This window comes from Geodermatophilus maliterrae, from assembly GCF_041018925.1.
In the GTDB taxonomy this organism is placed as follows: domain Bacteria; phylum Actinomycetota; class Actinomycetes; order Mycobacteriales; family Geodermatophilaceae; genus Geodermatophilus; species Geodermatophilus maliterrae.
Genome location: NZ_JBFNXQ010000029.1, coordinates 24,558 through 51,308 on the forward strand (window position 1 = coordinate 24,558; position 26,751 = coordinate 51,308).

The 26,751-nt window shown below is 75.4% G+C and carries 23 protein-coding genes and 1 other RNA gene; 6 read left to right on the plus strand and 18 right to left on the minus strand.

Annotation, left to right across the window (positions count from 1 at the left end):
* Window positions 1–106: 106 nt before the first annotated feature.
* Entirely contained in the window at window positions 107–958 is an 852-nt protein-coding gene (locus ABQ292_RS11160) for a patatin-like phospholipase family protein (protein ID WP_369206238.1), read from the minus strand.
* A gap of 101 nt (window positions 959–1,059) precedes the next feature.
* Here ABQ292_RS11160 and ABQ292_RS11165 point away from each other — a divergent pair, with 101 nt between their 5' ends.
* Together ABQ292_RS11165 and ABQ292_RS11170 are read left to right on the plus strand one after the other, a co-directional pair.
* A complete protein-coding gene (locus tag ABQ292_RS11165) occupies window positions 1,060–2,814 on the plus strand; it encodes a class I adenylate-forming enzyme family protein (RefSeq protein WP_369206240.1) in 1,755 nt (584 codons plus the stop codon).
* Window positions 2,815–2,893: 79 nt separating this feature from the next.
* Window positions 2,894–3,946, plus strand: coding sequence for a potassium channel family protein (locus ABQ292_RS11170; RefSeq protein WP_369206280.1), 1,053 nt, complete (start codon window positions 2,894–2,896; stop codon window positions 3,944–3,946).
* A 13-nt stretch (window positions 3,947–3,959) separates the two neighbouring features.
* Here ABQ292_RS11170 and ABQ292_RS11175 read toward each other — a convergent pair whose 3' ends face one another.
* A complete protein-coding gene (locus ABQ292_RS11175; RefSeq protein WP_204693246.1) occupies window positions 3,960–4,142 on the minus strand; it encodes a hypothetical protein in 183 nt (60 codons plus the stop codon).
* A gap of 292 nt (window positions 4,143–4,434) precedes the next feature.
* Complete coding sequence (locus ABQ292_RS11180) at window positions 4,435–5,139, minus strand: winged helix-turn-helix transcriptional regulator (RefSeq protein ID WP_369206242.1); 705 nt, start codon at window positions 5,137–5,139, stop codon at window positions 4,435–4,437.
* A gap of 69 nt (window positions 5,140–5,208) precedes the next feature.
* Here ABQ292_RS11180 and ABQ292_RS11185 point away from each other — a divergent pair, with 69 nt between their 5' ends.
* Window positions 5,209–6,369, plus strand: coding sequence for an acyl-CoA dehydrogenase family protein (locus ABQ292_RS11185; protein ID WP_369206244.1), 1,161 nt, complete (start codon window positions 5,209–5,211; stop codon window positions 6,367–6,369).
* 1 nt (window position 6,370) lies between these two features.
* Here the strand turns inward: ABQ292_RS11185 and ABQ292_RS11190 are convergent, their stop codons facing one another.
* Complete coding sequence (locus ABQ292_RS11190; protein WP_369206246.1) at window positions 6,371–7,228, minus strand: NAD(P)H-binding protein; 858 nt, start codon at window positions 7,226–7,228, stop codon at window positions 6,371–6,373.
* A gap of 88 nt (window positions 7,229–7,316) precedes the next feature.
* On the opposite strand from ABQ292_RS11190, the gene ABQ292_RS11195 reads away from it, so the two are divergent.
* The 3 genes from ABQ292_RS11195 to ABQ292_RS11205 all read left to right on the plus strand — a co-directional run bounded on the left by ABQ292_RS11195 (window position 7,317) and on the right by ABQ292_RS11205 (window position 9,410).
* Window positions 7,317–7,715 (plus strand): winged helix-turn-helix transcriptional regulator, encoded by a 399-nt coding sequence (locus tag ABQ292_RS11195; RefSeq protein WP_369206248.1) that lies wholly within the window; start codon window positions 7,317–7,319, stop codon window positions 7,713–7,715.
* A gap of 526 nt (window positions 7,716–8,241) precedes the next feature.
* On the plus strand, window positions 8,242–9,147 hold the full coding sequence (locus ABQ292_RS11200; protein WP_369206250.1) for an LCP family protein: 906 nt from the start codon (window positions 8,242–8,244) through the stop codon (window positions 9,145–9,147).
* A 17-nt stretch (window positions 9,148–9,164) separates the two neighbouring features.
* Window positions 9,165–9,410, plus strand: coding sequence for a hypothetical protein (locus ABQ292_RS11205; RefSeq protein WP_369206252.1), 246 nt, complete (start codon window positions 9,165–9,167; stop codon window positions 9,408–9,410).
* Between the two features lie 84 nt (window positions 9,411–9,494).
* Here ABQ292_RS11205 and ABQ292_RS11210 read toward each other — a convergent pair whose 3' ends face one another.
* The 14 genes from ABQ292_RS11210 to ABQ292_RS11275 all read right to left on the minus strand — a co-directional run bounded on the left by ABQ292_RS11210 (window position 9,495) and on the right by ABQ292_RS11275 (window position 26,658).
* Window positions 9,495–11,069 (minus strand): FAD-dependent oxidoreductase, encoded by a 1,575-nt coding sequence (locus ABQ292_RS11210; RefSeq protein WP_369206254.1) that lies wholly within the window; start codon window positions 11,067–11,069, stop codon window positions 9,495–9,497.
* Window positions 11,070–11,146: 77 nt separating this feature from the next.
* Entirely contained in the window at window positions 11,147–13,915 is a 2,769-nt protein-coding gene (locus tag ABQ292_RS11215; protein ID WP_369206256.1) for an ATP-binding protein, read from the minus strand.
* Window positions 13,916–14,062: 147 nt separating this feature from the next.
* Entirely contained in the window at window positions 14,063–15,241 is a 1,179-nt protein-coding gene (locus ABQ292_RS11220; protein ID WP_369206258.1) for a glycosyltransferase, read from the minus strand.
* The gene (locus tag ABQ292_RS11225; protein WP_369206260.1) at window positions 15,238–16,074 is read right to left on the minus strand and encodes a class I SAM-dependent methyltransferase; all 837 of its coding nucleotides are present in this window, start codon (window positions 16,072–16,074) and stop codon (window positions 15,238–15,240) included. Before ABQ292_RS11225 ends, ABQ292_RS11220 begins: the two co-directional genes overlap by 4 nt.
* Window positions 16,075–16,118: 44 nt before the next feature.
* On the minus strand, window positions 16,119–16,682 hold the full coding sequence (locus ABQ292_RS11230; protein WP_369206262.1) for an acyltransferase: 564 nt from the start codon (window positions 16,680–16,682) through the stop codon (window positions 16,119–16,121).
* Complete coding sequence (locus ABQ292_RS11235; protein ID WP_369206264.1) at window positions 16,682–18,076, minus strand: glycosyltransferase; 1,395 nt, start codon at window positions 18,074–18,076, stop codon at window positions 16,682–16,684. The genes ABQ292_RS11230 and ABQ292_RS11235 overlap by 1 nt, the downstream gene beginning before the upstream one ends.
* Window positions 18,077–18,388: 312 nt before the next feature.
* Window positions 18,389–18,762: a transfer-messenger RNA gene (ssrA, locus tag ABQ292_RS11240) on the minus strand.
* Window positions 18,763–18,903: 141 nt separating this feature from the next.
* Window positions 18,904–20,052, minus strand: coding sequence for a magnesium and cobalt transport protein CorA (locus ABQ292_RS11245; protein ID WP_369206266.1), 1,149 nt, complete (start codon window positions 20,050–20,052; stop codon window positions 18,904–18,906).
* A 272-nt stretch (window positions 20,053–20,324) separates the two neighbouring features.
* A complete protein-coding gene (locus tag ABQ292_RS11250; protein ID WP_369206268.1) occupies window positions 20,325–21,938 on the minus strand; it encodes an SLC13 family permease in 1,614 nt (537 codons plus the stop codon).
* 44 nt (window positions 21,939–21,982) lie between these two features.
* The gene (locus ABQ292_RS11255; RefSeq protein ID WP_369206270.1) at window positions 21,983–22,516 is read right to left on the minus strand and encodes a carboxymuconolactone decarboxylase family protein; all 534 of its coding nucleotides are present in this window, start codon (window positions 22,514–22,516) and stop codon (window positions 21,983–21,985) included.
* Window positions 22,513–23,394: an SCO6745 family protein gene (locus ABQ292_RS11260; RefSeq protein ID WP_369206272.1), complete on the minus strand. Its 882-nt coding sequence runs from the start codon at window positions 23,392–23,394 to the stop codon at window positions 22,513–22,515. Before ABQ292_RS11260 ends, ABQ292_RS11255 begins: the two co-directional genes overlap by 4 nt.
* Window positions 23,395–23,436: 42 nt before the next feature.
* Window positions 23,437–24,309, minus strand: coding sequence for a GntR family transcriptional regulator (locus tag ABQ292_RS11265; RefSeq protein ID WP_369206274.1), 873 nt, complete (start codon window positions 24,307–24,309; stop codon window positions 23,437–23,439).
* A gap of 10 nt (window positions 24,310–24,319) precedes the next feature.
* The gene (gene pdxA, locus ABQ292_RS11270; RefSeq protein WP_369206276.1) at window positions 24,320–25,366 is read right to left on the minus strand and encodes a 4-hydroxythreonine-4-phosphate dehydrogenase PdxA; all 1,047 of its coding nucleotides are present in this window, start codon (window positions 25,364–25,366) and stop codon (window positions 24,320–24,322) included.
* Between the two features lie 32 nt (window positions 25,367–25,398).
* A complete protein-coding gene (locus ABQ292_RS11275; protein ID WP_369206278.1) occupies window positions 25,399–26,658 on the minus strand; it encodes a four-carbon acid sugar kinase family protein in 1,260 nt (419 codons plus the stop codon).
* Window positions 26,659–26,751: the final 93 nt, after the last annotated feature.

Genomic DNA, 26,751 nt, shown 5'->3' on the forward strand with positions numbered 1-26,751 from the left:
GCTCGGACGGCGACCGTCGCCGACGGCCCGGACGATCCCAGCCCGGCGACGTGGCCGCGACCGGGACCGTCGACCGAACGACCGGTGAACCCCTCGACAGCCGCCCTCAGCCGGTCCAGGCGGCGGCGACCTGCTCGGCCACCGACACCGCCTGCGCCCGGCCGGCCTCGGCCGAGGGACGGCGGGCGGCCGGGTCGAGCACGTTGCGGCCGATCGCCCGGCGGCCGGCCCCGTCCGGCGACACGACGGCGACCCGCGCCACCATGCCGCTGACCTGCGCGTCGACGCTGGCCATCGGGCCCACGCCCCGCACGATCGGCGCCAGGACCACGACCCGCTCGCACCCGGTGGCCAGGTCGGCGTTGGCCGCCGAGCGCATGCCGCCGTCGACGTAGCGCCGCCCGTCGACCGTCACCGGCGGGTACACCCCGGGGACCGCGCAGCTGGCCGCCACCGCCGTCACCAGCGGCACCCCGGAGTCGCGGTCGAGGGCGCGGAACTCACCGGTGGCGGCGTCGACGGCGGTGACGGTGAGCGCCCGCGCGGGCCACTCCCGCGACACCAGCCGGGAGCCGATGACGTCGAGCCGCTCCTGCTCCGACGGCGTCAGCCCGGCGGCCTCGGCCCGCAGCGCGAGCGCGCCCACCCGCCGGCGGAAGGCGGCGTCGTCGCCGCGGCTGCGCAGCACCGCCCAGCCGAGGGAGGCGAGGGCCGACCTCCGCATCCGGGCGGCCCGCTCGGCCGCCGGGGGCTCGAGCTGCCGGCCGTACAGCGTCTCCAGGTCGGCACCGCTGGTCAGCTGTGCGCCCACCACGCTGCCGGCCGACGTGCCGACGACGAGGTCGGCGTCGGTGAGGTCGACGCCGCGCTCGGCCAGGCCGGCCAGCAGGCCGATCTCCCAGGCGATGCCGGTGATGCCGCCCCCGCCGAGGACGAGAGCCCTGCGCTGGTCGCTCACCCGGCCATCCTGACAGCCGCGTCGCAGCGGCCCGCACCTGCTCGACAGCGGGCTGTGAGCTGGGCCACGCTGTCCGGACGGACCCGGACGGAAGGACGCGCATGACCGCCACGCAGCCCGCACCCACCCCCACGGACGGGCCGGCCGCCGCCAGCTGGCCGCCCGGGCTGCCGCGCTCGCTGGAGTACCCCCTGGTCCCGGTCGGGTCGATCCTGCGGGCGGCGGTGCGCCGGTGGGGCACGCGGACGGCGTTCGTCGACCACGACGTCGAGCTGACCTTCGAGGAGCTGGGCCGGCGGGCCGCCGCGGTCGCCAACTGGCTGGCCGAGGCCGGCATCGGCCGCGGCGACGTCGTCGCGGTGCACATCCCCAACTGCCGCCAGTACCCGGCCGTCTACTACGGCGTGGTGATGGCCGGCGCGGTCTTCTCCCCCACCAACCCGCTGCTGCCCGCGGCCGACCTCGCCGCCCAGCTCACCGACGCCGGCGCGAGGGTCCTGGTGACCTGGGACCAGGTGCTGCCGTTCGTCCGCCCGGCGCTGGCGGCCACCCCGGTGCAGACCGTGGTCGTCACCGGCGAGGCGCACACCCTCGACTTCTCGGCCCGCCTCGACGGCCTGGAGGCCACCGACGTCGACCTCGCCGACCTGCTGGCCGCCGACCCGGAGGACCGCCGGCTCGACGCCGCCGTCGACCCGGCCGCCGACCTCGCGCACCTGGCCTACACCGGCGGCACCACCGGGGTGAGCAAGGGCGTGGAGCTGCCGCACCGCAACGTCGTCACCAACGTGCTGCAGTCGGCGTGCTGGACGTCGGGATCGCTCCCGGAGCTCGACGAGGCCGGCGACGTGACCCTCCGGCAGGTGCTCGGCGAGGACGAGTACCCGGTCCGGCTCGGGGAGGCGCGGCTGGTCAACCTGACGCCGTGGTTCCACGCGATGGGGGCGATCGGCTACCTCAACGGCATGGTCATGGGCGGCACCACGACCGTCATCCACATGCGGTTCGACCCGGTGAGGTACGTCGAGGACGCCGTCCGGTACCGGGTGACCAGCATCGGCGGCGCCCCGCCGGTGTTCGTCGCGCTGCTGCAGGTGCCGGGCATCGAGGACGCCGACCTCTCGCACGTCCGCGGGATCTCCAGTGGCGCCGCCCCGCTGCCGGTGCCGCTGATCGAGCGGTTGCAGGCGCTCCTGCCGAACGCCGTCATCGGCGAGGGCTACGGGCTGACCGAGGTGACCATGCAGGCCACCGGCAACCCCACGTTCCGCTCGGGCACCCGCAAGGCCGGGACGGTCGGTGTGCCGGTGTTCGACACCGAGATCACCATCCGCCCGCTCGGCGGCGGCGACCCGCTGCCGGCCGGCGAGCGCGGCGAGGTGTGCATCCGCGGGCCGCAGGTCATGCGCGGCTACGCCCACCGGCCCGAGGCGACGGCGGAGAGCATCGACCCCGACGGCTGGTTCCACACCGGCGACGTCGGCGTCCTCGACGAGGACGGCTACCTGTCCATCGTCGACCGCACCAAGGACATGCTGCTCTACAAGGGCTACAACGTGTTCCCGCGCGAGCTCGAGGAGGTCCTCTTCGGCGTCCCGGGGGTGGCCGGCGCGGCCGTCGTCGGCCGGCCCGACGAGGCGGCCGGCGAGCTGCCGGTGGCCTACGTGGTCCGCCGGGACGACGACGCGGGCCGGGCGCTGACCGCCGAGTCGGTCATGGCCGCGGTCAACGACCGGGTCACCCCCTACAAGCGGCTGCGCGACGTCGTCTTCATCGACGCGATCCCGGTGTCGGCGGCGGGCAAGGTGCTCAAGCGGGAGCTGGCCGCGCGGGAGCGGGAGGCCGCCGGGGCCTGAGCTCCCGGCGACTCGAGCGGGTGGCGTCCCGCCCACCTCGGGGTGCGGACGCCTCCCGCTCGCTATCGTCCGCGTCGTGATGGGCGGACAAGGGGCGGAGGACCCGCACACCGGGGTGCAGATCGCCCACGTCGAGCAGTCCCCGGTGCGCCAGGTGCTGTGGCGGGTGGCACTGGCGGCGTTCTTCCTGGCGCTGACGGTCTTCATCGTCTGGCTGGACCGCGACGCCTACCGCGACGGCGACGAGATCGGCATCGACCTGCTCGATGCCTTCTACTACTCCACGGTCACCCTCTCGACCACCGGGTACGGCGACATCACCCCACTCACCGAGAGCGCGCGGCTGGTGAACATCCTGTTCATCACACCGCTGCGCGTCATGTTCCTTATCGTGCTCATCGGGACGACGCTCGAGGCGCTGACCGCGCGCTCGCGCGAGGAGTTCCGCATCCGACGCTGGAGGTCCCGCGTGCGCCAGCACGTCATCGTGTGCGGCTACGGCACCAAGGGGCGCAGCGCCGTCCGGTCCTTGCGGGCCACCGGCACCCCGCTGGAGACCATCGTCATCGTCGACGCCGACCCCCGGGCCATCGACGAGGCGAACTCCATCGGCCTGAACGGCATCGTGGGCGACGCCGGCCGCACCGACGTGCTGCGCCGGGCGCACGTGGAGCGGGCGCGGGCAGTCATCGTGGCGGCCAACCGTGACGACGCGTCGGTGCTCATCACGCTCACCGTGCGCCAGCTCAACCCCAGCGTGCCGATCACCACCAGCGTCCGCGAGGAGGAGAACGCGCAGCTGCTGCGCCAGTCCGGCGCCGACACGGTGATCACCACCTCGGCGACGTCGGGCCGGCTCCTGGGCCTGTCCACCGACAGCCCGAGGGTGGTCTCCGTCGTCGAGGACCTGCTGACCGGCGGGCAGGGGCTGGACCTCTCCCAGCGCGTCGTCACCTCCGGCGAGGTCGGGCTGGGCCCGCGCGACCTGCGCGACGTCGTCCTCTCGGTGACCCGCGGTGGACGCACGCTGCGCTTCGACGACCCGCTGATCGGCACGCTGCAGAGCGAGGACGTGCTCGTGGTCGTGCGCTCGCACGGCCCCGACGGTAGCTACTCCCTCGCGCGCGCCTAGCCGCGCGACACGGTCAGACGCGCAGCTCCAGCTCCGCCAGGGCGTCGGCCAGCCGGCCGTCCTGGAGCACGAGGTCGACGGCGGTGGTGTGCCAGCCGGCCACCAGCAGCAGCGGCCAGGGCTGCTCGTCGTCGGCCGAGGCGGTCGCCGCGACCAGGCCGGCCTGCGCCACGGCGCGGCACGCGATGGGGTTCATGGGTCTCTCCTGTCGTCCGTGCAGCAGGGATCGGCACGGACGACGCGGACCTGGAGCGCTGGGGCACACCTCACCCCTCGGAGGGGGCACGGGCCGGGACCCCGGCGGCGACGGGGTCGGCGGTGCGGGCCGGAGCCGTCCGCGCGGCCGACGCCGAGGCCGCCGCCGGGTGGACGGCCGCTGGCTCATCGCCCACGAGCACCGTTCCGTCGCGGCGTCCTGCCGCCGCGACGGTGTGCGCGGGCGCCGTACCCGGGTCGGGGAACGCGGCCCGGGCGCGCACCGTCGCCTGTCACCGGGCGACGGGCGTCGCCCGTGTCGTCGCCTCCCGTGTCATCGCCTGCCGCACGTAGTGCGCGATCGGGCTGAACCGGAGCGACTGCGGCAGCGCGCGCACCAGGTCGGTCGGACCGCTCACCACCAGCCGCCGGTCGCGGACGGCGCAGCCGTACTCCATCCGCCCGCCCCACACCTCGTAGAGCGCGTCGAGGTCGGCGTCGAGGACGAGGTCGACGTCGTAGCCGGGGTCGGTGGAGCACAGCGAGACGTCCGACGGGGTCGCCACGAGCCAGAACCGCCGGCGTCCGCCCTGCCGGAAGTGCACGTACAGGACCACCCGCTCGCGGTCGCCGAACGGGGCCGGGTCCAGGCCGCCACGGATCCACCACATGAGCACCGTGGCGTCGAGCTCGTCGGCCCGCGGCTCGCCGAAGGCCCAGCGGGAGCCCCACTCGGCCAGGCCGAACACCACCGAGCGCAGGTCCTCCCCCGCCGGGGTGGGGTGGTAGCGGCCGTCGGCGTGGTCGACCAGGCCGGCCCGCTCGAGGTGGTCGAGCCGCTTGGACAGCAGGCTGCGGGACAGGCCGGGCAGTCCGCGGGCCAGCTCGTTGAAGCGCTCGGCGCCGAGCAGCAGGTCGCGGACGATCAGCAGCGTCCACCGGTCGCCGAGCAGCTCGAGGGAGCGGGTGATCGGGCAGTACTGGCCGTAGCGCGCCATCGCGCCAGGGTCCCAGCGGTCCAGATCGAGGACTAGTGGTCGGTGCGCGCGGTCCCGAGGGTCAGTGCCATGACGAGCACCCTCACTCCCCCAGCCCCCACCGACCCCTCCACCGCGGACGACCGCTTCGTCGCCCTCGCCGCGGAGATCGGACGGCGCGCCGCACCGGCCGACGCCGCCCACGACCGCGACGCCAGCTTCGTCACCGAGGCCTACGCGGCGATGGCCGAGACCGGCTACCTGGCGATGGCCGTACCCGCCGAGCTCGGCGGCGGTGGAGCCACGCTGAGACAGGTCGTGCTGGCCGAGCACGAGCTGGCCCGCTGGTCGGGAGCCTCCGCGCTCGCCGCGGCGATGCACCTGTACCTGACCTTCGTCCAGCGCTTCCGGTACGCGAAGGGCTTCGCCGACGCCGAGGCCGCGCTGCGCCGGATCGCCACCGAGGGGCTGGTCATGGCCACCAGTGGCGGCTCGGACTGGGTGTGCCCGACCACCACCGCGGTCGCCGTCGACGGCGGGTTCCGCTTCACCGGCCGCAAGGGCTTCTGCACGCAGGCGCCGGTCGCCACGGTGATCAGCACCTCCGCGGTGCTGGGCGAGCCGGGCCCGGACGCCGAGGTGCTGCACGCCGGCGTCCCCATGTCCAGCCCCGGCGTGCGCATCGTCGAGACCTGGGACCCGCTGGGCATGCGCGGCACCGCCAGCCACGACGTCGTCCTCGAGGACGTGTTCGTCCCCGCCGAGCGGGTGACCGGTCGCCGTCCCTACGGCGTGCTGGCCGGCCCGCTGCTGCTGGCCGCGTCGTACTTCGCGCCGGTGGCCGGGGCGGTGTACCTGGGCGTGGCGCAGGGCGCCTACGACGAGGCGCTCCGCCAGGTGGCGGCGAAGGCCGAGGTCGTCCCGTCCACCGTCCGACAGCTGGGCGAGATGCAGGCCCGGATCCGGGTGGCGCGGTGGGCGCTGCTGGCCGCCGTCGAGGAGACCGGCGACACCTTCGGCCCCGACCACGGCGTGCTGGCCACGCTGATGACCGCCAAGCGGCACGCGGTGCTCGAGGCGGTCGCGGTCACCGACCTGGCGCTGCAGGTGGTCGGCGGCCCGGCGTTCTCCCGCCGGTCGCCGCTGGAGCAGGCCTACCGCGACGTGCGCGGCGGCCCGTTCCACCCGCTCACCCCCGAGCTGACCCTGACCACGGTCGGCGAGGCGGCGCTGGCGGCCGCGCGGGCCTGAGTCAGACCCGCGCGGCGCGGACGGCGTCGACCAGCGGGGTCACCGGGCGGCCGAGCAGGGCGGCGAGGTCGGCGTCGCCGGTGTCGAGCTCGCCGCGGGCGATCGAGGTGTCGATGGCGGCGACGAACCCGGCGGTGCCGGCGTCGAGGCCCACGGCCTGGAGGGCGGCGGCGAACTCGTCGGCCGGGAGGTCGCGGTACCGGACGGTCGTGCCGGTGACCTCGGTGACGGCGGCGGCGAGGTCGGCCAGCGTGACACCGGGGCCGCCGAGCTCGCGGACCACGCTGCCCTCGTCGTCGGCCAGCAGCGCGGCGGCGGCCGCGACGGCGTAGTCGGCGCGCGGCGCGATCGAGACGCGGCCCTCACCCGCGGCACCCAGGACCTCGCCGGTGGCCAGGTAGGTGTCGAGCTGGGAGGCGTAGTTCTCGGCGTACCAGCTGTTGCGCAGCACGGTGGCCGGGACGCCGACCTCGCGCAGCACCTCCTCGGTGCGGCGGTGCTCCTCGGCCAGCGGGTTGGTCGAGGTGTCGGCCTGCGCGATGCTCGTGTAGACGACCCGCTGCACGCCGGCCGCGGCCGCGGCCTCGATCACCGCGCGGTGCTGGGCCACCCGCTGACCGGCCTCGCTGCCGGAGACCAGCAGCAGCCGGTCGACGCCGGCGAGCGCGGCGGGCAGCGTGTCCGGCCGCGAGTAGTCGCCCTCGCGCACCTGCACGCCGCGGGCGGCCAGGTCCGCGGCGGCCTCGGGACGGCGGACGACGGCGACGACGTCTGCGGCGGGGACGCCGCGGTCGAGCAGCTCCTCGACGGCGCGGTGGCCGAGGTGGCCGGTGGCTCCGGTGACGGCGTAGACGGTCATGGCGGGGACTCCTCGATCGGGAACTCGGTCGAGGCCGCTAACCCGGAGTAAGCGCCGTCCATTCCGCCATCGGTCGTACGCTCCTGCCGTGCCCGAGCCGCTACCCGACGAGGGGCCCCCGTCCGACCTGGTCAGTGACGTCTTCGCCCGCGACTGCACCTCCCGCTCGGCGTTCGAGGACGTCACCGCGAAGTGGGCCTCGCTCACCCTGCTCGCCCTGCACGAGGGCGGCTACCGGTTCAACGCGCTGCGCCGCCGGGTCGAGGGGGTGAGCGAGAAGATGCTGTCCCAGACCCTGCAGGCCCTCGAGCGCGACGGCTTCCTCACCCGCGAGGTCGTCACCGCCATCCCGCCGCGGGTCGAGTACGCGCTGACCCCGCTCGGGCAGCGCGTCGCCGGCCGGCTGCGGGCGCTCGCCGACCTGCTGGAGGAGGCCGCACCCGAGGTCGAGCGGGCCCGTGAGGAGCACCCCGGCCGCGCGCGCTGACGCCGTGCGGCGGGCTCCTCCCGCCGGGGCGGGACCGGCATGTCGCCCGCCGGTGACCGGGGCACGGCGTCGACGACGGTGAGCTCGGCGGGGCGCTCGTGGCCCGCCGTCCGCTGCGCCGCCCGGTCGACGACCTCGGCCGGGGCGAGCTGGAGGCCGCTGACCTCGATCAGTTGCGCCACCCGATCGACCCGTGGAGTGGGCGGCGCCACCGCGCGGGCACCGGCGGTTCGCCCGGCGCCGCAGCACCCACTTCCACGACGTCTCCCGACCGGAGGATGATCCTCCGACCTGACGTGTCCGCAGAACGGGGCGGGCCTCGTCGGCGGGCGTGGGGGGTTGGCTATGCACGGTGGCGCGCAGTCCCGGCCCTGCCGAGGTCGGGGACATGGAGCGTGAGGAGCCCGGCGCCACCGCCCTCGTGCCTCCCGGCACCCCGCCGGTGCCCCGGCCGGCGGTGACCGCGCCCAGGTCCGGGCGCCGCCGGGGGCAGCACCGTGCGCGCCGGTCCCGACCGGGGATGGTCGTGCCCGCCCTCCTCGGCACGCTCGTCGTCGTGACGGGGCTGGCCATCGGGCTGGGCACCTGGCAGGTCGCCGGGGTCGCCGAGGACGTCGACCGCATCGGTGCGGCCCTCCCCGCCGAGGGGGGTCGCCCGGACGTCCCTCCGGCTGCGCAGCAGGCGCTGACCTTCCTCGTGGTCGGCGTCGACCCGGCCGACGAGGAGACCCGTGCGACCCGGGCGGAGGCGGTCCTGCTCGTGCGGCTGACCGGCGACCGGGAGCACGTCCAGGTGGTCTCCTTCCCGCTGGACACCTGGGTGGGCGGCTGGGGCAGCACGCTCGAGGGCGCCTTCGGCTCCGGCGGGCCGCAGGGCGTGGTGCAAGCGGCGGAGACGCTGACCGACGTCCGCATCGACCACTACGCCGAGCTCGACTTCTCCGGCCTGGCGACGGTCACCGACGCGCTCGGCGGCATCACCGTCGACGTGCCCGAGCCCTACAGCAGCCGCGGCCACGACTTCGCGCCGGGACCGCAGCAGATGGACGGGGCCGAGGCGGTCGCCTTCGTGCGGGATGCAGGCCCCGAGACGCGGGCCGCGGCACCCGCCCGCCAGCAGCGGGTCGTGCAGGCGCTGTTCCGCAGCATCGAGGCGCAGGGGGCCTTCTCGGACCTCGGCCGGCTCGCCGACCTCCTGGACTCGATGACCGGCGCGCTCCGCGTGGACGACCCGCTGGCGGACGGGGACCTGGTCGCGATCGCGTGGGAGTTCCGGGGCGCGCACACCCTGGAGTTCGTGTCCGCCCCGGTCGGCGGCCCGGGCACCGAGGGTGGCCGGCCGGTGCAGTACCTCGACGGCGGGCGCGCCGGCCTGCTGTGGGAGTACCTGCGCAACGACGCACTGGCGGGCCACCTCAGCGAGTTCCGCTGACCGCCGCCCGTGGCCCGGTGCCCCGCCCTCGGCCGCTGTGGCTGACGGTCCCCCTCCACGCCGTCCTGCTGCTCGTCGTCGTCCTCGACGTGTGGGCCGCCGTGTTCTGGGCGGGGGTGGGCGGCTCGCTCGGCACACCCGTCGCAGTCCTGTCGGGTGCCGTCGCGCTCCTCGCGGCGCTGCTGCTCGGCATCGACGTGCGCCGGCAGGTGCGCGGTCGTCGGGACCCGCCGGACGGCAGGACGGACGAGCCGACGACCTGAGCCGCCCTCCCGCACCGTGCGAGCCGTTGTCCCGGCGTCGGGCCGGCCGGGGGCCACACGGCTGTCTCCGCCGACCGGCCGGGGTCAGGCCGACAGGTCGGCGACGTCCGCCGCACCCGAGCGCCCCGTGGCCAGGTCGACCGCGGAGCGGAGCAACCCCACCCGATCGCCTGCGGGACAGGGGGCCTGCCACGCCACGAACCCGTCGGGACGGACGAGGACCGCTCCGCGCACCCCGACGCCGTACCGGAGGGCCAGCGAGCCGTCCGGGTCGGGCAGGTCCGGCCCGAAGCGGAGCACCGCGAGCGGCGGGTCACCCGGCGCCAGCCGGTCCGCGGCTGCGCACCAGTCGCTGCCCCCGGGGCCGGTGAGCAGCGTCAGCCGGCCGTCGAACAGGTCGAGGGTCGAGACCCGTCGACCGGTCGTGTCCAGCCAGGCGTGCGGCGCGCGGCGCCCGGGGGCGGCGCGCTCGCCGACGGTCGCCGGCGGCTCCACGTGCTCCGTGGGCGCGACGGCCGCGGAGACGTAGGTGACGCCGAAGTCCTCGAGGCCCGACGCCTCGTGGGCTCCCTCGCGCGGCTGCAGTGACCGCAGCGCGTTGGCCAGCCCCACCGGGCGTCGCTCCTCCTCGTACGTGTCGAGCAGGGCCTCGTCGGCCCATCCGCGCAGCACCCAGGCGAGCTTCCACGCCAGGCCGTGCGCCGCGGCCATGCCCGTGTTCATGCCGGTGGCCCGTCGCGGCGACGTCCGGGTGGCCGCGTCACCCACCAGGAACACCGGGCCGCTGCGGAACCGGGCGGCGATCTCGGCACCGAAGGTCCACTCGAACGCGCCCTGCAGCTCGACGTCGAGATCCGGGATGCCGGCCGAGGCGCGGATCCGGGCGACCACCTGCTCGGCCGTGGGTGTGGCGGGGTCGCCGTCCCCCGGTTCCCAGCCGTACCCCCACCGGTGCCGTCCCGACGCCACGAACAGCCCCTCGGCCCCCGGGCTCGTGACCCAGTGCAGGGCGAACGGCGGGTCGGGGACCACCCCGTCGAGATCGGCGGCGAACAGGTACGTCAGCTGCCGCCCCTCCGAACCGAGGTGCTCCACCTCGATGCCGACGGTGGCGCGGACGGTGCTGCGCGGACCGTCCGCGCCGACGAGGTACCGGGCACGGACGGGGTACTCCGGCGCGGGTCCCGACCGCCGGCGCAGCCTCGCGCGCACGCCGTCGCCGTCGACCTCGAAGCCCACCAGCTCCGTCCCGAACCGCACGTGCCCGCCCCGGTCCCTCAGGTGCTCGAGGAGCACCGGCTCGAGGTGGTCCTGCGGGACGAACGCGAACGGCGAGGGGCTCATGGTGGAGACGTACTGGGCGGCGGGCGCGCCCAGCGACTCCACCGCCACCACCGGAGCGGCCAGCACCGGGGAGATCCCCAGCTCCAGCCGGACGTCCTGACCGGCCGCGGAGACGCGCTGGTCCAGGCCCCAGGACCGGAGGATCTCCATGGTCCGCGGCCGGACGCCGGCCGCCTTCGGGAAGATCGAGGTGCCCGGGTGCTTCTCGACGACCAGGACCCGGATGCCGGCACGGGCCAGGCCGGCGGCCGTGGTGAGGCCGGCGGGGCCGGCACCGACGACGAGGACGTCGTACGTCTCGGGGTGTGGCGTCATGGGAGGGCTTCCTCGGTCCGGGAACGGGTGTCCGCCCTCACGGTCGCGCTCCCGGTCCGGCGGAGGATCCGTACCGCCTACCGAGTTAGCGCCGCGACCCGGCTGCGGAGCTGACCACGGTGGGAGGCGCCGAGCTTGGCCAGCAGGCTGGCCACGTGGGTCTCCACCGTGCGTGGCGAGAGGAAGAGCCGGACGGCGATCTCCGCGTTGGTCGATCCGGTGGACACGAGGGTGAGGACGTCCATCTCGCGGCTGGTGACACCCGCGGCGCGGAGGGCGCCCGGCACGGGTGTCGTACCGCGACCGCGCCTCGTCGGGGCGCCGGCCCGCTTCAACAGGTCGCGGCAGGTGCGGGCCAGCTGGGAGTCGCCGGCGCGCTCGTGCTCGGCGAGGTCGCGGCGCAGCAGCGGGACCGGGTCGCCCCAGCCGTCGGCGACCGCGGCCTCGAGGACCAGGAGGCGGAGCAGCCGGTGCAGCCAGGGCACGCGAGCGAGTTCGGCCTCCCCGCGTGCGAACAGGGCCAGGGCATCGTCGGGTCGGCCGCCGCGCCCCGCGGCGACGGCGTCGGCGTAGTGCAGCGCTCCGCGGTTGGCCGGGCGCAGCGCCGCCGGTAACCCGCGCAGGACGTCCCGCGCCGCTGCACCGCGGTCGTCGACCACCGTGCGCAGCAGCGCCCACAACCCGAACTGGTGCAGCGGGGCGGCCACCCGGTGCTCCACGAGCCCGCTCACGCCCGCGTCGAGCGTCGCGCTGGCGCCGGGGAGGTCGTGCGCCAGCAGCAGGGGCAGGGTACGGACGGCGGCCGCGAGGGGTCCCGCGTCCGGCCAGGCGGCGGACACGGGGATCCGAGCCAGGGCCGCCTCCGTGCCGGCGGGGTCCCCCGATGCGGCTCGGGCGAGCGCGACGCCGAACGCGCTGGCGGCCTGCACCTCCGGCATGTGCAGCCACGCCCCCCGGTCGAGGAGCACCCGCGCCGGCGCCTCCACGGCGCGCGGACCGCGCTGCACGACGGTCGAGTCCAACAGGATCACCTCCGCGGCGCTGGCCTGGCCGAGCAGTCCCGCCGCCGCGGCCAGCTCCATGGCCTGCGGCAGGGCCTCGGAGGTCTCGCGCTCGAGCAGCTCCACGGTCCCCAGCCCGATCAGGGCCGCGACCTGCTGCGGGACCAGCCGGTGCTCGCCGGCCACCTGCGCCGCACGGGAGAAGGCGGCCCGCGCGGCCGGGGGGCTGCGCAGCCGCTCCACCCGGCCGGCGACGTCCAGGGCCTCGCACAGCACGGCCGGCACCCCCGAGCGCTCCGCGCGGGTCACGGCCGCGGCGGCCAGCGGGCCGGCGCGCTCCACGTCGCCGGCGCCGAACGCGGCGTCGGCGGTCAGCAGGAGCGAGCGTGGGTCGTCCGGGCGTCCGGCCCGCTCGACGTGGGCCTCGGCGTCCCTCCAGCGCCGGGCGGTCACCGCCGTGCGGGCCATCCGGAGGCACAGCTCCGCGTGCAGCTCGCCGGTCGCGGAGGGCAGGGCCGCCACGCCGGCGCTCAGCGCGTCGTCGACGCGACCGGTGGCCGTCAGCACGGTGATCCGTTCGATCGCGACCGCCGCGGGGAGGGCGCCCGTGCGTGCCGCCTGGTCGAGCAGCTGCTCGGCGCGCCGCAGCGCGCCGGTTCCGCGATCCTGACGCGCGAGCTCCAGGAAGAGGGTCGCGGCCCGCTCGCCCTCGCCGCCCGCGGCGAGCAGCTCGGCGGCGCGGGCGACGTCCTCGGGCCGGCCGCGGGCCAGCAGCGCCTCGGCTACCCCCCGCGCCAGGGCGGCCCGTTCCGGCGGGAGGAGGCCCGTGACGACGGCCTCGCGCATCAGCGCGTGCCGCCAGCGCAGCCGGCCGGCGTCCTCGCGCAGCAGGTGGGCGTCCGCGGCGACCCGGGCGGCGGCGAGCACGACCTCCTCCGGCTGCCCGACCACCGCCGGGAGCAGCTCCCAGTCCGGGTCCGTCCCGGCCACGGCGGCCGCGCGCAGGCACCTGTGCGCCACGGGATCGAGGAGGGAGAGCCGACGGCGCACCAGCGCGGTCATCGTGCGGGGAACGGGGGTCGACGTCGGGGTGGTGGCCGTGCGCACCGCCTCGTCGACGAGCTCCTCGGCCATCAGGGGCAGTCCGTCGGCCCGCGCGACGAGAGCGGCGAGCTCGTCCGCACGCAGGCGACCGGTGGCCCGCGCACCGGCGAGGGCCGTGAGCTCCGCCGGACCCAGCCGGGACAGGGTCAGGGTGTGGACCCCGGGGCCGGCGGTCAGCCGGTCCACCGCCGCGGACCCCGGCTCGTCGTCGCGCGCGGACGCCGCCACGAGCACCGGTCGATCGCCCAGGCGGTCGGCGAGGTACTCCAGCACCGCCAGCGTGTCGGCGTCGGCCCAGTGCAGGTCCTCCAGCACGAGGAGGCACGGCCCGCCGACGAGCGCCTCCAGCACGCGGACGAGGGCCTCGCCCAGGACGAGCACCGGGTCGATGCTGGGTTCCGGGCCGTCCACCACGCCGGTGGCCCAGCTGGGCAGCAGGCGACCCAGCGCAGCCGCGTACGGTGCCGGGACCGTCCCCGGGTCGAGGTCGTCCGCGCCGCCCCGGAGCAGCGCCTCGATCAGGGGCCGATGGGCCCCGCCGGACTCCGTGGCCCGGCCGCACAGGACCTGCAGCCCGTGGCCGCGGGCCAGCCGGACCGCCTCGGTGAGCAGCCGGGACTTCCCGACCCCGGCCTCGCCGACGACCAGCAGGATCCCGCCGCCACCCTCCGCGGCGCGCGTGACGGCGGATCGCACGGCGGCCACGGCCGCCGCCCGCCCGACCAGCGGCGCCGCGTCCACCGCCACGTCATACGCCCCGTGCGGCACCGTGTCACCGCATCCCCGCCCGCCGGCTCGATCGGACTCGATGCGCCTCTCCCGGCCACCCACCCGACCGACGACGACCGCCTGAACGCGCCGTCACCTGCCGGGACGAGAGGGGCGCCGTCACGGGCCGCCGAAGGCCACGTCCAGCACCTCTGCGGCGATCTTCCGGACGACGGCACGCGGGTGGAACCTGGCCGACATCTGCTGCAGGTCGGCCGCGACGGCACGCCGGTGCTCGGGATGCTCCAGGAACCAGCGCAGCCGCTCCTCCAGCGGCCCCTCACCCGGCTCGTACAGGACGTCCGGGTGGCCGCCGCAGATCTCCGGGTAGCTGCCGAGCCGCGGGAGGACGCAGCAGTTCCCGGTGTACATCGCCTCCAGCGTCGACACGCCGAGGCTCTCGTGGGTGGCGGTCGACACCTGCAGGTCGGCCGCCCACAGCGCCTCGTAGTACTCGTCCAGCGGCATGTCCCGGCCGAGGACCACCTGGTCCGGGAACCGTCTCGCGAGCTCCGCGATCGCCTCGCCGCCCGGCTGCCAGGGGGCGAAGTCGCGGGTGATCAGGACGCCGACGTCGTGGTGCGGCAGCACCCGGGCCATGACGCGGGCGAACCGCTCGGGGTCCTTGCTGGACACCGGGGCATGGTTGAAGACCACGGTCGGGCGGGGGAACCGGCGGTCGGACCGGCAGGCGTCCATCCGGTCGACGTCGAGAGGCAACCCGACCACCGCGGCGTGGGCGTCGATCTGCTCGGCCAGGGGGGTGTTGACGGCGCCGATCGTGGTCCGCAACGTCGTCCGCATGTACTCGGAGACCAGGAGCACGCGGTCGAGGACGTGCAGGTTGGCCAGGTCCAGCACCTCCATCCCGGGATAGGTCTCGGTGCGGAAGGTGTCGGTCGGGTCCCAGTGACTGCCGTGCGTGTAGCCGACGATGGGGATCGACATGCCGAGGTCGAGCAGCATCCGCCTGATCTCGACGGGGAAGACCGAGAAGACGTGGAAGCAGAAGACGACGTCGGGAGGGTCCTCGAGGAGGGTGTGGAGCACGCTGTGGTAGTTCGCGAGGACCCACGAGAGCCGCGCCTCGGGACCTCCTCCGGTACCGGTCGGCGACGGGTCGAGCCGGGGACGGACGACGTCGAGTCCGGAGGCCGCCAGTCCGTCGCGGATCGCCGAGGACGCCGTGATGCCGTACCCGATGGCGTCACTGGACGGAACGCCTGCCTTCGGGTCGGGCACCGTGTAGCCGTCGAGGTAGAGCACCCGGCACGCGTCGCGGTCCGTCTCCCGCCTCATCGTTCCTCCGCGGGCGGTCTGTAGCCGAGGACGGCGTAGTCCTGTGGCCCGAAGAGCGCCTGCACGACGTACTCCTGGAGCTCGGTGACGGCGTCCGCATCCCTGGTGGGCACCAGCGGAGAGGCCTTCGGATGGAGAGGCCGGACCTCGACGTCCCCGAAACCCTGCGTGGACACGAGGTACTCCGTCAGGGCCGGGGGAAGCGGTGACCGGTGCGTCGGGTCGTTGTAGAAGTCGCAGGCGGCCATGACCAGGTTCGTGGGGTTGGGCGTCTCGAGCAGCAGGCAGCCGCCCGGGCGCAGCGCCGCTCTCGCCGCTTCCAGCAGCGCCAGCAGGTCCTCGGTGGCCAGGTGTTCGATCACGTGGAAGGCCGTGACCACGTCGATCGAGTCCGGCGGCAGCGCCTCCAGGTAGCCCAGGGCGTCGCCGAGCTCCATGTCCAGCCCGCGCGCGCGACCCGCGGCCACGAACGCGGGGTTGGCGTCGACGCCCCGGGCTGTCACCCCCGCAGCGCGGAGCAGGGCCAGCCACTCGCCTCGGCCGCAGCCCAGGTCCACGACGCCGCCGGGGCCGGCGAGCCGGTGGACGTCGGGCAGGTAGCCCTCGAGCTTGGCGCTGACCTCGGCGGTCGAGCCGCGGAAGTGCTCGGTGAAGTCGGCGTAGATCGCGGCGAACCGCGGGCCCCATCCGTCGACGTCGTGGCTGCCGCCCCTCGCCTGCAGGGTCCGCAGCTCGACCTCCACCGACTGCAGCCGGTCCTGGGTGTCCCGGACCAGTCGGCCCAGCTCGTCGACGGCACGGCTCAGGCTCGCCACCTGGCGCTCGAGGTCCACCTCTCGCGCCTGCGGCGGGGATCCGTCCCGAGCGGCGCTCGGGCTCATCCCGCGCCCACCCTGCCGGCTTCCCCTGCGTCGGGATCGGCGGGGGCGGCGGCCTGCCCATCCGGCCTGGGGATCTGCCGGAGGACCTTGGCCGGACTGCCCGCGACGACGGTGTAGGGCTCGACGTCGCCGAGCACGAGGGACCCGACGCCTACGACGGAGTGTGCGCCGATCCGGCAGGGAGCCACGATGACGACGTGGCTGGAGACCCAGGCGCCCTCCTCGATGACCACGTCCCGACCGGACGGCGGAACGGCCACCTGGCGCTCGGCGCCGAACTTGGTCCAGTCGTGCGTGCCGGTGAGGACCGAGACGTTGTGCCCGAAGAACGCGTACTCGCCGATCGTCACGGTCCCCGAGGACAGGTTGATCAGGGCGTTGTTCAGGATCGCGGTCGGGTCGACGTGCAGACGGTCGGGGTCACCGTAGACGAGCGGCCGGAACAGTGCGGGGTCCTCGGTGTCCCGTGCCCCCGGAGGCTTCCCGTCGGGGTGGTTGTCGGAGAGGAGGGCGAGTCCACGTGCACGAACGGCCCTCATCGCGCGATCGACCAGAGACATCAGGGCTCCTTCCTGCCGCGACGGCGGATCCCGGAGCGTGCCACCGCCCTCCAGCGGAGGCCATGACCTTCGTCGCGATCGGCTCGGCGGAGCACCTCGGCGTACATGCGCGCGTGGTACTCCGCGATCCTCGGCCACGTCCATCGGTCGGCGCACGCGCGTCCGGCCGCGGCCAGCCTCGTCGCGAGGGCACGGTCGGACAGCACGAGGAGCAGTGCGTCGACCAGAGCAGCGGTGTTCCGCGGTGGCACACGGAGGACGCCCTCGACCTCCGTCGGCCGGTCCAGCGCGCCGGGAGGTGAGGTCGCGATCGTCGGTACGCCGTGCGCGAGCGCGGCGAGGAGGGACCCCGACTTGGCGGTCACTCCGGCGTCGAAGGGGAACACCGCCACATCCGCGGCGCGCAGCAGGCGGGACACGTCGTCCTCTGGCAGGTAGCCCGTGAAGACGACGTGCGGCTCGACACCGTGGTGGCGTGCGGCCTCCTCCAGGTCCCGGCGCATGGCGTCGGCGGCACCCCCGTGCACGGAGTGGCTCTCACCGCCGCCGGCGATGACGAGCCGGAGACCGGGGATGACCCGGCGGACGGCGGCGACCGCCTCGATGAGGCCCGCCAGGCCCTTGACCGGGTGGAGGAAGCCGAAGAAGACGGCGAGGCGTGCGTCCGGTGGCAGGCCGAGCGACGCCCGCACCGCCGACGGGACGTCCTCCCCGTCGAGCCGGGCGACGGGGACGTTCGGCGCGATCGGGACGTGTGTCACCTCGAGCCGGCGGTCGGCGAAGCGGGCGTGCACCACGTCGGCGTGCTCGGGTGCGGTGACGAGCAGCCGGTCCGCCTCCACCGTGAGCACCAACGCCTCGCGGTCCGCGCGCTGCTGCCGCTCCAGCACGGACCAGAGAGCGGAGCGGAGTCCTCCGCCGGCGCCATCCGCCGTCCAGACGCCGTACTCGTGCAACGTGGCCACGAGCGGAGTGCCGGCCGGGAGGAGGAGGGGTAACAGGCCCACCGCCCGGGAGAAGCCGAAGGCGGACGGCGCGAACTGGACGTGCACGACGTCCAGCGGCAGCCGCGAGATGGTGCGGGCGGCTCGGCGGACACCGCGGACGTCCCAGCGGTCGGTCACGCCGACGATCTCCTCGCCCGGTGTCCGTGCGTACCGGTGCGCGGTGCAGATCAGGGACTCGCACCCGGCCGCCCGCAGCTGCCCGGCGAGGTGACGGGTGTAGTCGGCGACGCCGTCGCGCGCGGGATCGAAATGTCCGCAGACCAGCCCCACGCGCAGTCGGCCCACCGGCACCTCGCCCTCCCCGCATGCCCCGGCCCTGCTGGCGTGCAACGGGCCGTCGACCGCCGTCGAGGTGTCGCGGCGGCGGCCGGGCAGTCGAGCGATCATCGCCGTCACCGGGCGCTGTGGCCAGGCCTCACCTCGCGGTGCGCGTGCCCGGACGTCGGAGCAGCACCGTCGTGCGCCCGATCCGGGCGTGCCCCGGCCACCGGAGTGTCCCGGCGGCCGACCGCTCCCCGGCCGGCGGCGGGTGTGTGGCCACGGGCCGGGTGGAGTGGGCGGCGGTCGTCCCCTGGCGCGAACGCACGCAGGGCCCGGTCGGCTGACCGGGCCCTGCGTGCTCGAACGGGGGCTTCACCTGAGGGTCCTCCCCGAGCGCCGGGTTCGGGGAGACGAACCCGGCTCCTCGGGGAGGACCAGGGGTGGAGGTGGCGGGAATCGAACCCGCGTCCTGCGACGCATCACCAGGGCTTCTCCGAGCGCAGTCCGCTCTGTCTCTGCTCGGCCCCATCGATCTCACGAACAAGTCGATGTGACGGGCCCAGTCACTGTTCGGTGTCCCGTGTGCGCCCGCGACCGGCGCACACGGTCAGTCATCTAGCTGATGCCAGGATCCGGGCCGATGACGAACCCGGGCTGACAGAGTCGCCTCGCTACTTAGGCAGCGAGGGCGAACTCGCGCTGACTGGAGTCGGCGCTTGTGTTGTTTCCGACGCGTGGTTAACGAGCTCATCGTCGGCTTCCTCGGCTCGCTTCCCCTGGTCACCCGACCGCAGTCGAGACCGTTCACCCCCTGTGCAGTTGTGCACCCATCGTAACCGGGACCACCAGCCCGTTGTTCCCGCGCCACCCCGGGACCCCGCCGCGGCCCGTCCCCGGCCCCCTGCAGGGGCTGGCCGCGAGCCGGCGAGCGGTGGGGGGCTGGGGGTCCTTCCTCAGATCCAGTCGCGGCGCTTGAAGACGGCGTACAGCGTCAGGCTCACGCCCACCATCAGCACCAGCGCGAACGGGTAGCCGAGGTGCCACGACAGCTCGGGCATGTCCTCGAAGTTCATCCCGTAGACCGTCCCCACGAGCGTCGGCGCGAACAGGATGGCCGCCCACGCGGAGATCTTCTTGACCTCCTCGCCCTGCGCGATGGAGGCCTCGGTCAGCTCGCGGATCTCCTCGTTCTGCCGCTGCGCCACCAGCGTGGCGTTGACGGTGAGGATGTCGCGCAGCTGCTGCCGGAAGCCCTCCACCCGCTCGTTGACCTGGACGACGTGGTCGGCGACGTCGCGCAGGTAGCTGCGCAGCTCCTCGTCGACGCCGTACTTGTCGAACCCGGCGGTGATCGCGGCGAGGATGCCGGTCAGCGGCCGCGCGGCGCGCTGGAACTCCAGCACCTCCTGCGAGAGCTCGTAGATGCGCCGCGAGACGCCGGGGTCACCGCGGAAGACCTGGGTCTCGATCTGCTCGATGTCGTTGGCCAGGCCCAGGACCACCGGGGTGTACCCGTCGACGACGGCATCGAGGATCGCGTACAGCACCGCCTCGCTGCCCTTGGCCAGCAGCGCCGGCTCGCTCTCCAGCCGCCGCCGCACGCGGGCCAGGTCGGGCGACTCGCTGTGCCGCACGGTGATCGCGAACTGCCGGCCGAGGAACAGGTGCAGCTCGCCGAACTCGACCTGCTCCGCGGCGTCGAGGTACCGCGCGGCCTTGAGGACGACGAACAGCGTGTCGCCGTAGCGCTCGAACTTCGGCCGCTGGTGGGCCTGGATGGCGTCCTCGACGGCCAGCTCGGGCAACTCGTACTGCTCGGCCAGCTCGCCCAGCTCGGCCGGCTCGGGCCGGTAGAGCCCGAGCCAGACCATCCGGTCGTCGAAGCCCTCGGTCAGCCAGTCGTGGCTCTCGGCGGTCGACGCCGGAGTGGCGATGCGCCGGCCACCGGCGTAGACGGCGTTGTCGACGACCATCCGCGACGACCGCTCCGGCGCCGGTTCGGCCGGCGGCGCGGGGACGACGACCCGGTGGGGCGCCGCCGGACGGGGACGGCGCCCGAGGGTGGACAGTGCGGTGAGGGGCGCGAGGCGACGATCGGCCATGACGGGCTCCCGGGGACGCTGGACGGCGAGGGCGCAGCAGTGGCGCATCCAGCGGCCCCGCTGCAGGGTCCCGCCGCGAGCCTGCGAGGGGCGGGGGGCAGCGGGGTCCTTCTACTCGGGACTGGGACTGGGCGGTTCGCTGCGCACGGCGCTCGCCCTCCCTCCCGTCGGCGGTGGCCGGCGTCGTCCCGCGGGCCGTCGACCATCGTGACACGCGCGCGTCGACCCGGCCCGTCCGGAGAGGATGACTTCCCTCTCCGTTCACCCCCCGGTCAGACGTCGAGGACGAGGCCGACCATCACCGGCAGCAGGACGACGATCAGCAGGGCACCCAGGACGTCGAAGGAGATCCCCGAGCGGATCATCTTGGTGATCGGCACGACGCCGGAGCCGTACACGATCGCGTTCTGCGGCGTCGACACCGGCAGCATGAACCCGAAGGAGGCCGCGAAGGTCGCCGCGAGAGCCGGCACGAACGGGTTGATCCCCGCGGCCACCGCCACCGGGATGATGATCGGCACCACGACCGCCGCCGACGCGGTGTTGCTCGTGGTCTCGGAGATGATGATGGCGAGGATCACGGCGAAGATCGTGATGGCGAAGGTGCTCGTCAGCCCGAGGCTGTCGGCCGAGGCGTTCCCGATGGTCTCGGCCAGGCCGGTGTCGGCCAGCAGCGAGCCGAAGATGATCCCGGTGCCGAACAGCAGGATCGTGCCCCAGTCGATCTTGGCCGCGTCGGACCAGTTGAGGGTGAACTCGCGGCGCTTCCAGTCCGTGGGCAGCAGGAACAGCAGCGAGGCCCCGAGGACGGCGACGATGCCCTCGTCGATCCGGTCGCTGAAGGTCGTGTAGAGGTCGGACTCGGTGCCGGCGGTCAGGGCGATGACGCCGGGGAAGATCCACAGCGCCACGGTGACGCCGAAGGCGACCAGCGTGTTCTTCTCCGCCCGCGAGACGGGGCCGAGCGTCGAGCGCTCCTGCTGCACGTACTCGTGCACACCCTCGATGCGCTTGATCTCCGGCCGGTTGAGCAGCAGCAGGACGGCGGCCAGTGCCACGAACATCAGCGCGCAGATCGGCAGCGCCATGAGCATCCACTGGAGGAACCCGATCCGCTCCCCCGTCGCCTCCTCGATCAGCCCGCGGCCGATCAGGTTGGGCGGCGTGCCCACCGGCGTGAGGAGCCCGCCGACGCTCGCGCCGTAGGCCAGCATCAGCATCAGCGCGACACCCACCCGCAGCCGCAGCGGGTCGAAGTCCGGTGCCACCATCCCCTTGTCCTGCAGCAGCTTGGCGATCACCGAGAGGATGCCGATCGCCGTGGGCAGCAGCATCGCGACCGTGGCGGTGTTGGAGACGAACGCCGACAGCAGGCAGGTGATCAGGCCGAACGCGATGATGACCCGCGCCGTCGAGCCGCCGACCCAGCGCATCGACAGGATCACCATGGCGAAGCGCCTGGCCACCCCGTGCTTGAGCATCGCCGCGGCGAGGATGAACGCGCCGATGAAGGTGAACACCGTCGTCGACCCGAGCGGGCCGACCGCGTCGTCGGCCGGCACGACGCCGAGCACGGCGATGGCGCCGACCCCGATGAGCCCGCCGATCGGGATGGGCACCGGCTCGGTGATCCACAGGACGATGACGCCCAGCAGGACCGCGGCGAGCAGGTGCTGGTCGCGCGGCAGGTCCAGCGGCAGCAGCGCGAAGACGATCGTCACGACGGGCGCGAGGAACAGCCCGACCGTGCGGCGTCCCTTCTCGAAGCGTTCCTCCGCGGGGCTGAGCTGCTGCTCACCCAGGCTGCGGTAGGTGGCCGAGCCGCGGAAAGCGGCGTCGACGTCGGTCCGCCGGCCGCTCCCGGTCCCTCGATCGGTGGTCGTCATGACGCCTCCCGTGGACTGTGATCCAGACCATAGGGAAGATCGGCTCAGCCGGGAACCTCTCCGTCCGACGGCGGGACGTCGAGGGCGACGAGGAACCGCGAGACCATCGCGTAGCCGCCGACCAGCACGGCGAGCTCCACGACCTGCCGGTCGTCGAGGTGTGCGCGCAGCGCGGTGAACACGGCGTCGGGGACGGCGACGCTGCGGGTCGAGGCGTCGGTGAAGGCGAGGACCGCGGCCTGCACCGGGGACCAGACCGGCTCGGCGAGGGCGTCGTCGGTCCGGAGCACCCGCAGGTGCAGGTCGGTGAGCCCGGCGCGGCGGGCGATCGGCGCGTGCGAGGTCCACTCGAACTCCGCCCCGTTGAGGACGGCGACCCGCAGGACCACCAGCTCGCGCAGGTCGGCCGGCAGCGTCGTGGCACCGCGCAGGGCACCGAGCAGCGCGTTCCAGCCCTCGGCCACCGGCGGGCTGTGCAGCAGCAGCCGGTCGAGCGCGGTCAGGACGCCGCCCCGGCGGGTGCGCAGCAGGTCGGCGGCCGGCCCGTCGTCGGGGGCCTCGGGCAGGCGGGCGCTCACCGGCCGGCGAAGACCCCGGCGGGGTAGGCGCCGGCCGCGACGACCGTGCCCGACAGCTGCTTGCCGAGTTCGACCACGCGCGCCGTCCGCTCGGGCCCCAGGTGCGCCCAGGGCGCGGTGGACAGCGCGTCGGTCCCGGACTCCAGGTCGGCCCGCAGCCGCTGCCCGGCCTCGGTGAGGGTGCGGTCGGTGACCAGGCCGCGCTCGGCCAGCCGTGCCCAGCCGGCGGCCCACTCCTCGTCGGTCCACCCGCGCAGGGTCTGCGCGACCGGCTCGAGGAAGGCCCGGCCGGTGGCGACGTGGGTCTGCAGCGCCTCCATCCCCGACAGCCCGTGCCGCACGAGGACGGCGACGTGCGCGTCGCCGCGCCACTCGCGCAGCAGCGTGGCGCCGTGCCAGAGCCGGCCGACCGGGTCCTCGGGCCAGGGCAGGTCGGCGTGCCCGGCGTAGAGCGGGCGGCCCTCGGGCGTCAGCACGGTGCAGGCCTCGGTGAGCAGGTCGCCCAGCTCGGTGACCTCCGGCGCGGCCGCGGCCTCCTCGCCGCCGAGCAGCCGGGTCAGGGACGCGCGCGCGGCGGCGAGGCGGGCGGTCACCACCTGCTCCGGCGAGGCCAGGGTCCAGGCCCGCGGGACGTGCCGGGCCACGACCGCCGGGGAGAAGTTGGCGAAGGTCGCCGTCACCACGCCCGGGCCGACGGCGCCCATCGGGGCCGACCGGCCGGCGAAGTAGACCATCCGTCCCGGCCGCAGCCCGGCCGCCGTGAGGTGCTGCTCGGTCTCCGGCACGAAGTACACGTGGTTGTGCAGCGGCTCGACCGCGCGGTGCGCGCGGCCGACGGCGGCGGGGTCCGGGGACGCGGGCTGATCGACGCTGACCATGCCGCGAGCCTAGGGGCCGGGTGGACCGCACCGGCCGGCACGTCAGGAGTCCCCGGCCCCCGCCAGGTCGGCCAGCACCTCGGCCAGGCGCCGGGCCTGCTCGGCCGCCTCGGCGAGCGACGCCGGTCGCGCGGTCGCGCCGTGTTCCGGCGCGCCGGCGGGCGCCGGGGCGCGCTCGTCCGGGGCAGCCGGCTGCTCGACGACCTCGACGTCGAAGGCCATCTCCTCCGCCCGGTGCCAGGTGGCGAACACCTCCAGCGGCCGGCCGTGCTGGTCGACCGTCTGCCCCTCCAGCAGGAGCAGCGGGGCTCCCGGCGCGGTGGCCAGCTCGGCCGCGAGCTCGGCGTCGGCCGCCACGGCGCGCACCTGGCGGCGTCCCCCGGTGGCGCGCGCCCCGAGCCTGCGGGCGAGGAGGTCGTGCAGCGACGCGTCCGTGAGCTCCTCGGCGGTCACGCCGGCGCACCGCGGGAGGGGCAGCCAGGTGCGGATGCGGGCCAGCGGCCGTCCGCCGACCCGGCGCAGCCGCTCCAGGCGCAGCGCTCGTGAGCCGCCGAGCCAGCGGGCCTCCGCCGGCAGGTCCTCCTCGACCAGCTCGAGCACCTCGGTGGTGACGGTCAGGCCCTCGGCCGCCATCTGCTGGAACAAGCCGCTGGCGCGCTGGACCAGCCGGTGGTGTTCCCGGGCCGGTGCCACCACGCTGCCCCGGCCCCGGCCCCGCTCGACCAGCCCCTCGGCGACCAGGGTCGCCAGTGCCTGGCGCACCACCGAGCGGGCGACGCCGAAGCGCGCCTGCAGCGCGGCCTCGCTGGCCAGCGCCGAGCCGGGAGGCAGCCGGTGGTCGCGGATCTCGTCGCGCAGCTCGGCCGCCACCTGCACGTGCAGGGGCGGACCCGCGCTCCGGTCGACGGCTGACACGCCTGCGAACCTAGCTGCCGGCCAGCTGGGCCTCGGACTCGCGGGCGGTCCGCCACACCAGGTCCCAGCCCGGGGCGAGCGCCGCCGCCCGGCGGCAGGACAGCACCAGGCTCGCCTCGCGGGCGACGCCCCTGCCGGCGATGTCGAAGGCGGTGCCGTGGTCGACCGAGACGCGGACGACCGGCAGACCGACGGTGATGTTGACGCCGTTGTCCCCGTAGACGGCCTTGAACGGCGCGTGCCCCTGGTCGTGGTAGCAGACGACGACCATCTGGTACCGGCCCTGCACGGCCGCGGGGATGAGCGCGTCGGCCGGGAGCGGACCGACCGCGTTGACGCCCTGGGCGCGCACCGCCGCCACCGCGGGCTCCAGGACGTCGGCGTCCTCGTCGCCGAAGATCCGGTTCTCCCCGGCGTGCGGGTTGAGCCCGGCCAGCGCGACCTCGGCGTCCGGGCGCCCCAGGGTGCGGGTGAAGGCGCCGGCCAGGCGCAGCACCGCCGCGGTGCGCTCCGGCGTCACGGCCGCGATCGCGTTCCGCAACGACAGGTGCGTGGTGAGGTGGAACAGGTACAGGTCGCCCGCCGAGAGCACGAGGCTGAAGTTCTCCACCCCGAACTCGTGGGCCAGCAGCTCGGTGTGCCCCGGCCAGGCGTGCCCGGCGGCGTGCATCGCCGCCTTGTTCAGCGGCGCGGTCACGATGCCGTCGACCCCGCCGGCCTTGGCCAGGTCGCAGGCCGCGACGACGAACCGGTACGAGCCGTCACCGGCCACCGCGCTGAGCTTCCCGAGCGGCACCTGCGGCATCGGGTCGCCGACCTGGACCACCTCGATGGTGCCCGGCTCGTTGGTCGCTGCCCGGGGGTCCTCGACGGGGCGGACGGCCTGCGGGTCGCCGCCGACGGCCGCGACCGCGCGGCGCAGGACGCCGACGTCCCCGACGGCGACCGGCACGCACTCCCGCCGCAGGTCGTCGTGGCCCAGCAGAGCCTTGGCGGTGATCTCCGGACCGATGCCCGCCACGTCCCCGATGGTGACGGCGAGCGTTGGCTTGTCCACGGTGTGTCCTCTCTGGGTGGTGCTCCGGTGTCTCAACGGGACGGCGCACGGACGGCGGCCGCCGCGGCGACGGCGCGGACCAGGGTGCCGGGCTCACCGAACCCGCCGGCCTTGGTGGTGATCGGGAGCCCGTCGGCCTCTCCGCCGACGAGCAGGCCGTGGGGCACGCCCTCGACGACCGCACCGTGCACCGCGATCCCGGTGCAGCCCCAGCGGTCGACCAGGGCCCGCGCCCCGTCACCGCCGGTCACGACGACGGCCCGCGCGGGGTGCGCGGCGTGCAGCGCGGCGACCAGGTCGGCCAGCGCCGCCGCCACGGTCCGGCCCGCGTCCCCACGTCCCTCGGCCCGCTCCAGCGGGGCGGTCACGACGACCACCTCGGGCAGGGGTCCGTCCGGCACGTGCGCCGCGGACCACGCCGCCAGCGACCGCGCGTCGCGCAGGTCCGCCGTCGCCGGGGCCAGGTGCAGTGCGGCGCTGCCCCACTCGACGCGCAGCCGCTCCTCCTGCTCGCGGGCCACCTGGTGCAGCGAGGTGACCAGGACCAGGACCGGGCCGTCGGCGACCGGGCGGGGCGCCGTACCGGCCCCCGGGGCACCGGACCCGGGGTACCAGCGGGGAGCCAGCGCCAGGGCCAGCCCGGCGGACCCGGCCGGCACCACCCGGGGGCCCAGGCGGGTGACGGCCCCGGCGACCCGCGCGAGGTCGGCGTCGTCACGGGCGTCCACGGTGAGGACGCGTGCCGCGGCGCCGGCCCGCGCCAGCGCGTCGGCCAGGGCACCCGGGTCGCCGCCGGGGGGCAGCGGGACGTGGACCGACCCCGGGAGGAGGTCGGCCAGCAGCGACGTGCGCACCGGGGTGACCGGGTCCCGGCCGGCCGGGCCGTCCTCCAGCCGCCGGCCGCCGGCCAGCACGACCCCGTCGGCCACCACCCGGCCCATCGCCGGGTAGGCGGGGCAGACGACGGCGACGGCGTCGGGGTGCCGCGCCGACCAGGCCCTCAGCGCGCCCTCGACCTGGCCGGCGACCGAGCCGCGCAGGGTCGAGTCCAGCTTCAGGTAGAGCCGGCCGACCCCGGCGTCCCGCAGCCGCTCGACCGCAGCCGCGGTCACGTCCACCGCTTCGTCGCCCAGCGCCCGGGCGTCGGTGCACACGGCGAGCACCCCGTCCACCGGTGCCGGGCGGCCGTCGGGCCGGAGGCTCAGCAGCGTCGGCCAGCCCTCGCGGGCGAACTGCACGGCCGTGTCGTTCGCCCCCGTCAGGTCGTCGGCGACGATCCCGACGCCGCTCACGCCGACGGCCCCTGGACGCCGTCGTCCCGCCCCGGGCGGCCGGCACCGTCCCGGACGTCCGGCGCGGTGGCACCGGCCGTGGCCCCGCCGGTG

What these genes read in the sequence shown, in the direction of transcription:
- ABQ292_RS11165 (WP_369206240.1), top strand. Translation starts at nt 1,060, where the DNA reads ATGACCGCCACGCAGCCCGCACCCACCCCCACGGACGGGCCGGCCGCC.
- ABQ292_RS11170 (WP_369206280.1), top strand. Translation starts at nt 2,894, where the DNA reads ATGGGCGGACAAGGGGCGGAGGACCCGCACACCGGGGTGCAGATCGCC.
- ABQ292_RS11175 (WP_204693246.1), bottom strand. Translation starts at nt 4,142, where the DNA reads ATGAACCCCATCGCGTGCCGCGCCGTGGCGCAGGCCGGCCTGGTCGCG.
- ABQ292_RS11180 (WP_369206242.1), bottom strand. Translation starts at nt 5,139, where the DNA reads ATGGCGCGCTACGGCCAGTACTGCCCGATCACCCGCTCCCTCGAGCTG.
- ABQ292_RS11185 (WP_369206244.1), top strand. Translation starts at nt 5,209, where the DNA reads ATGACGAGCACCCTCACTCCCCCAGCCCCCACCGACCCCTCCACCGCG.
- ABQ292_RS11190 (WP_369206246.1), bottom strand. Translation starts at nt 7,228, where the DNA reads ATGACCGTCTACGCCGTCACCGGAGCCACCGGCCACCTCGGCCACCGC.
- ABQ292_RS11210 (WP_369206254.1), bottom strand. Translation starts at nt 11,069, where the DNA reads ATGACGCCACACCCCGAGACGTACGACGTCCTCGTCGTCGGTGCCGGC.
- ABQ292_RS11220 (WP_369206258.1), bottom strand. Translation starts at nt 15,241, where the DNA reads ATGAGGCGGGAGACGGACCGCGACGCGTGCCGGGTGCTCTACCTCGAC.
- ABQ292_RS11230 (WP_369206262.1), bottom strand. Translation starts at nt 16,682, where the DNA reads ATGTCTCTGGTCGATCGCGCGATGAGGGCCGTTCGTGCACGTGGACTC.
- ABQ292_RS11235 (WP_369206264.1), bottom strand. Translation starts at nt 18,076, where the DNA reads ATGATCGCTCGACTGCCCGGCCGCCGCCGCGACACCTCGACGGCGGTC.
- ABQ292_RS11245 (WP_369206266.1), bottom strand. Translation starts at nt 20,052, where the DNA reads ATGGCCGATCGTCGCCTCGCGCCCCTCACCGCACTGTCCACCCTCGGG.
- ABQ292_RS11250 (WP_369206268.1), bottom strand. Translation starts at nt 21,938, where the DNA reads ATGACGACCACCGATCGAGGGACCGGGAGCGGCCGGCGGACCGACGTC.
- ABQ292_RS11260 (WP_369206272.1), bottom strand. Translation starts at nt 23,394, where the DNA reads ATGGTCAGCGTCGATCAGCCCGCGTCCCCGGACCCCGCCGCCGTCGGC.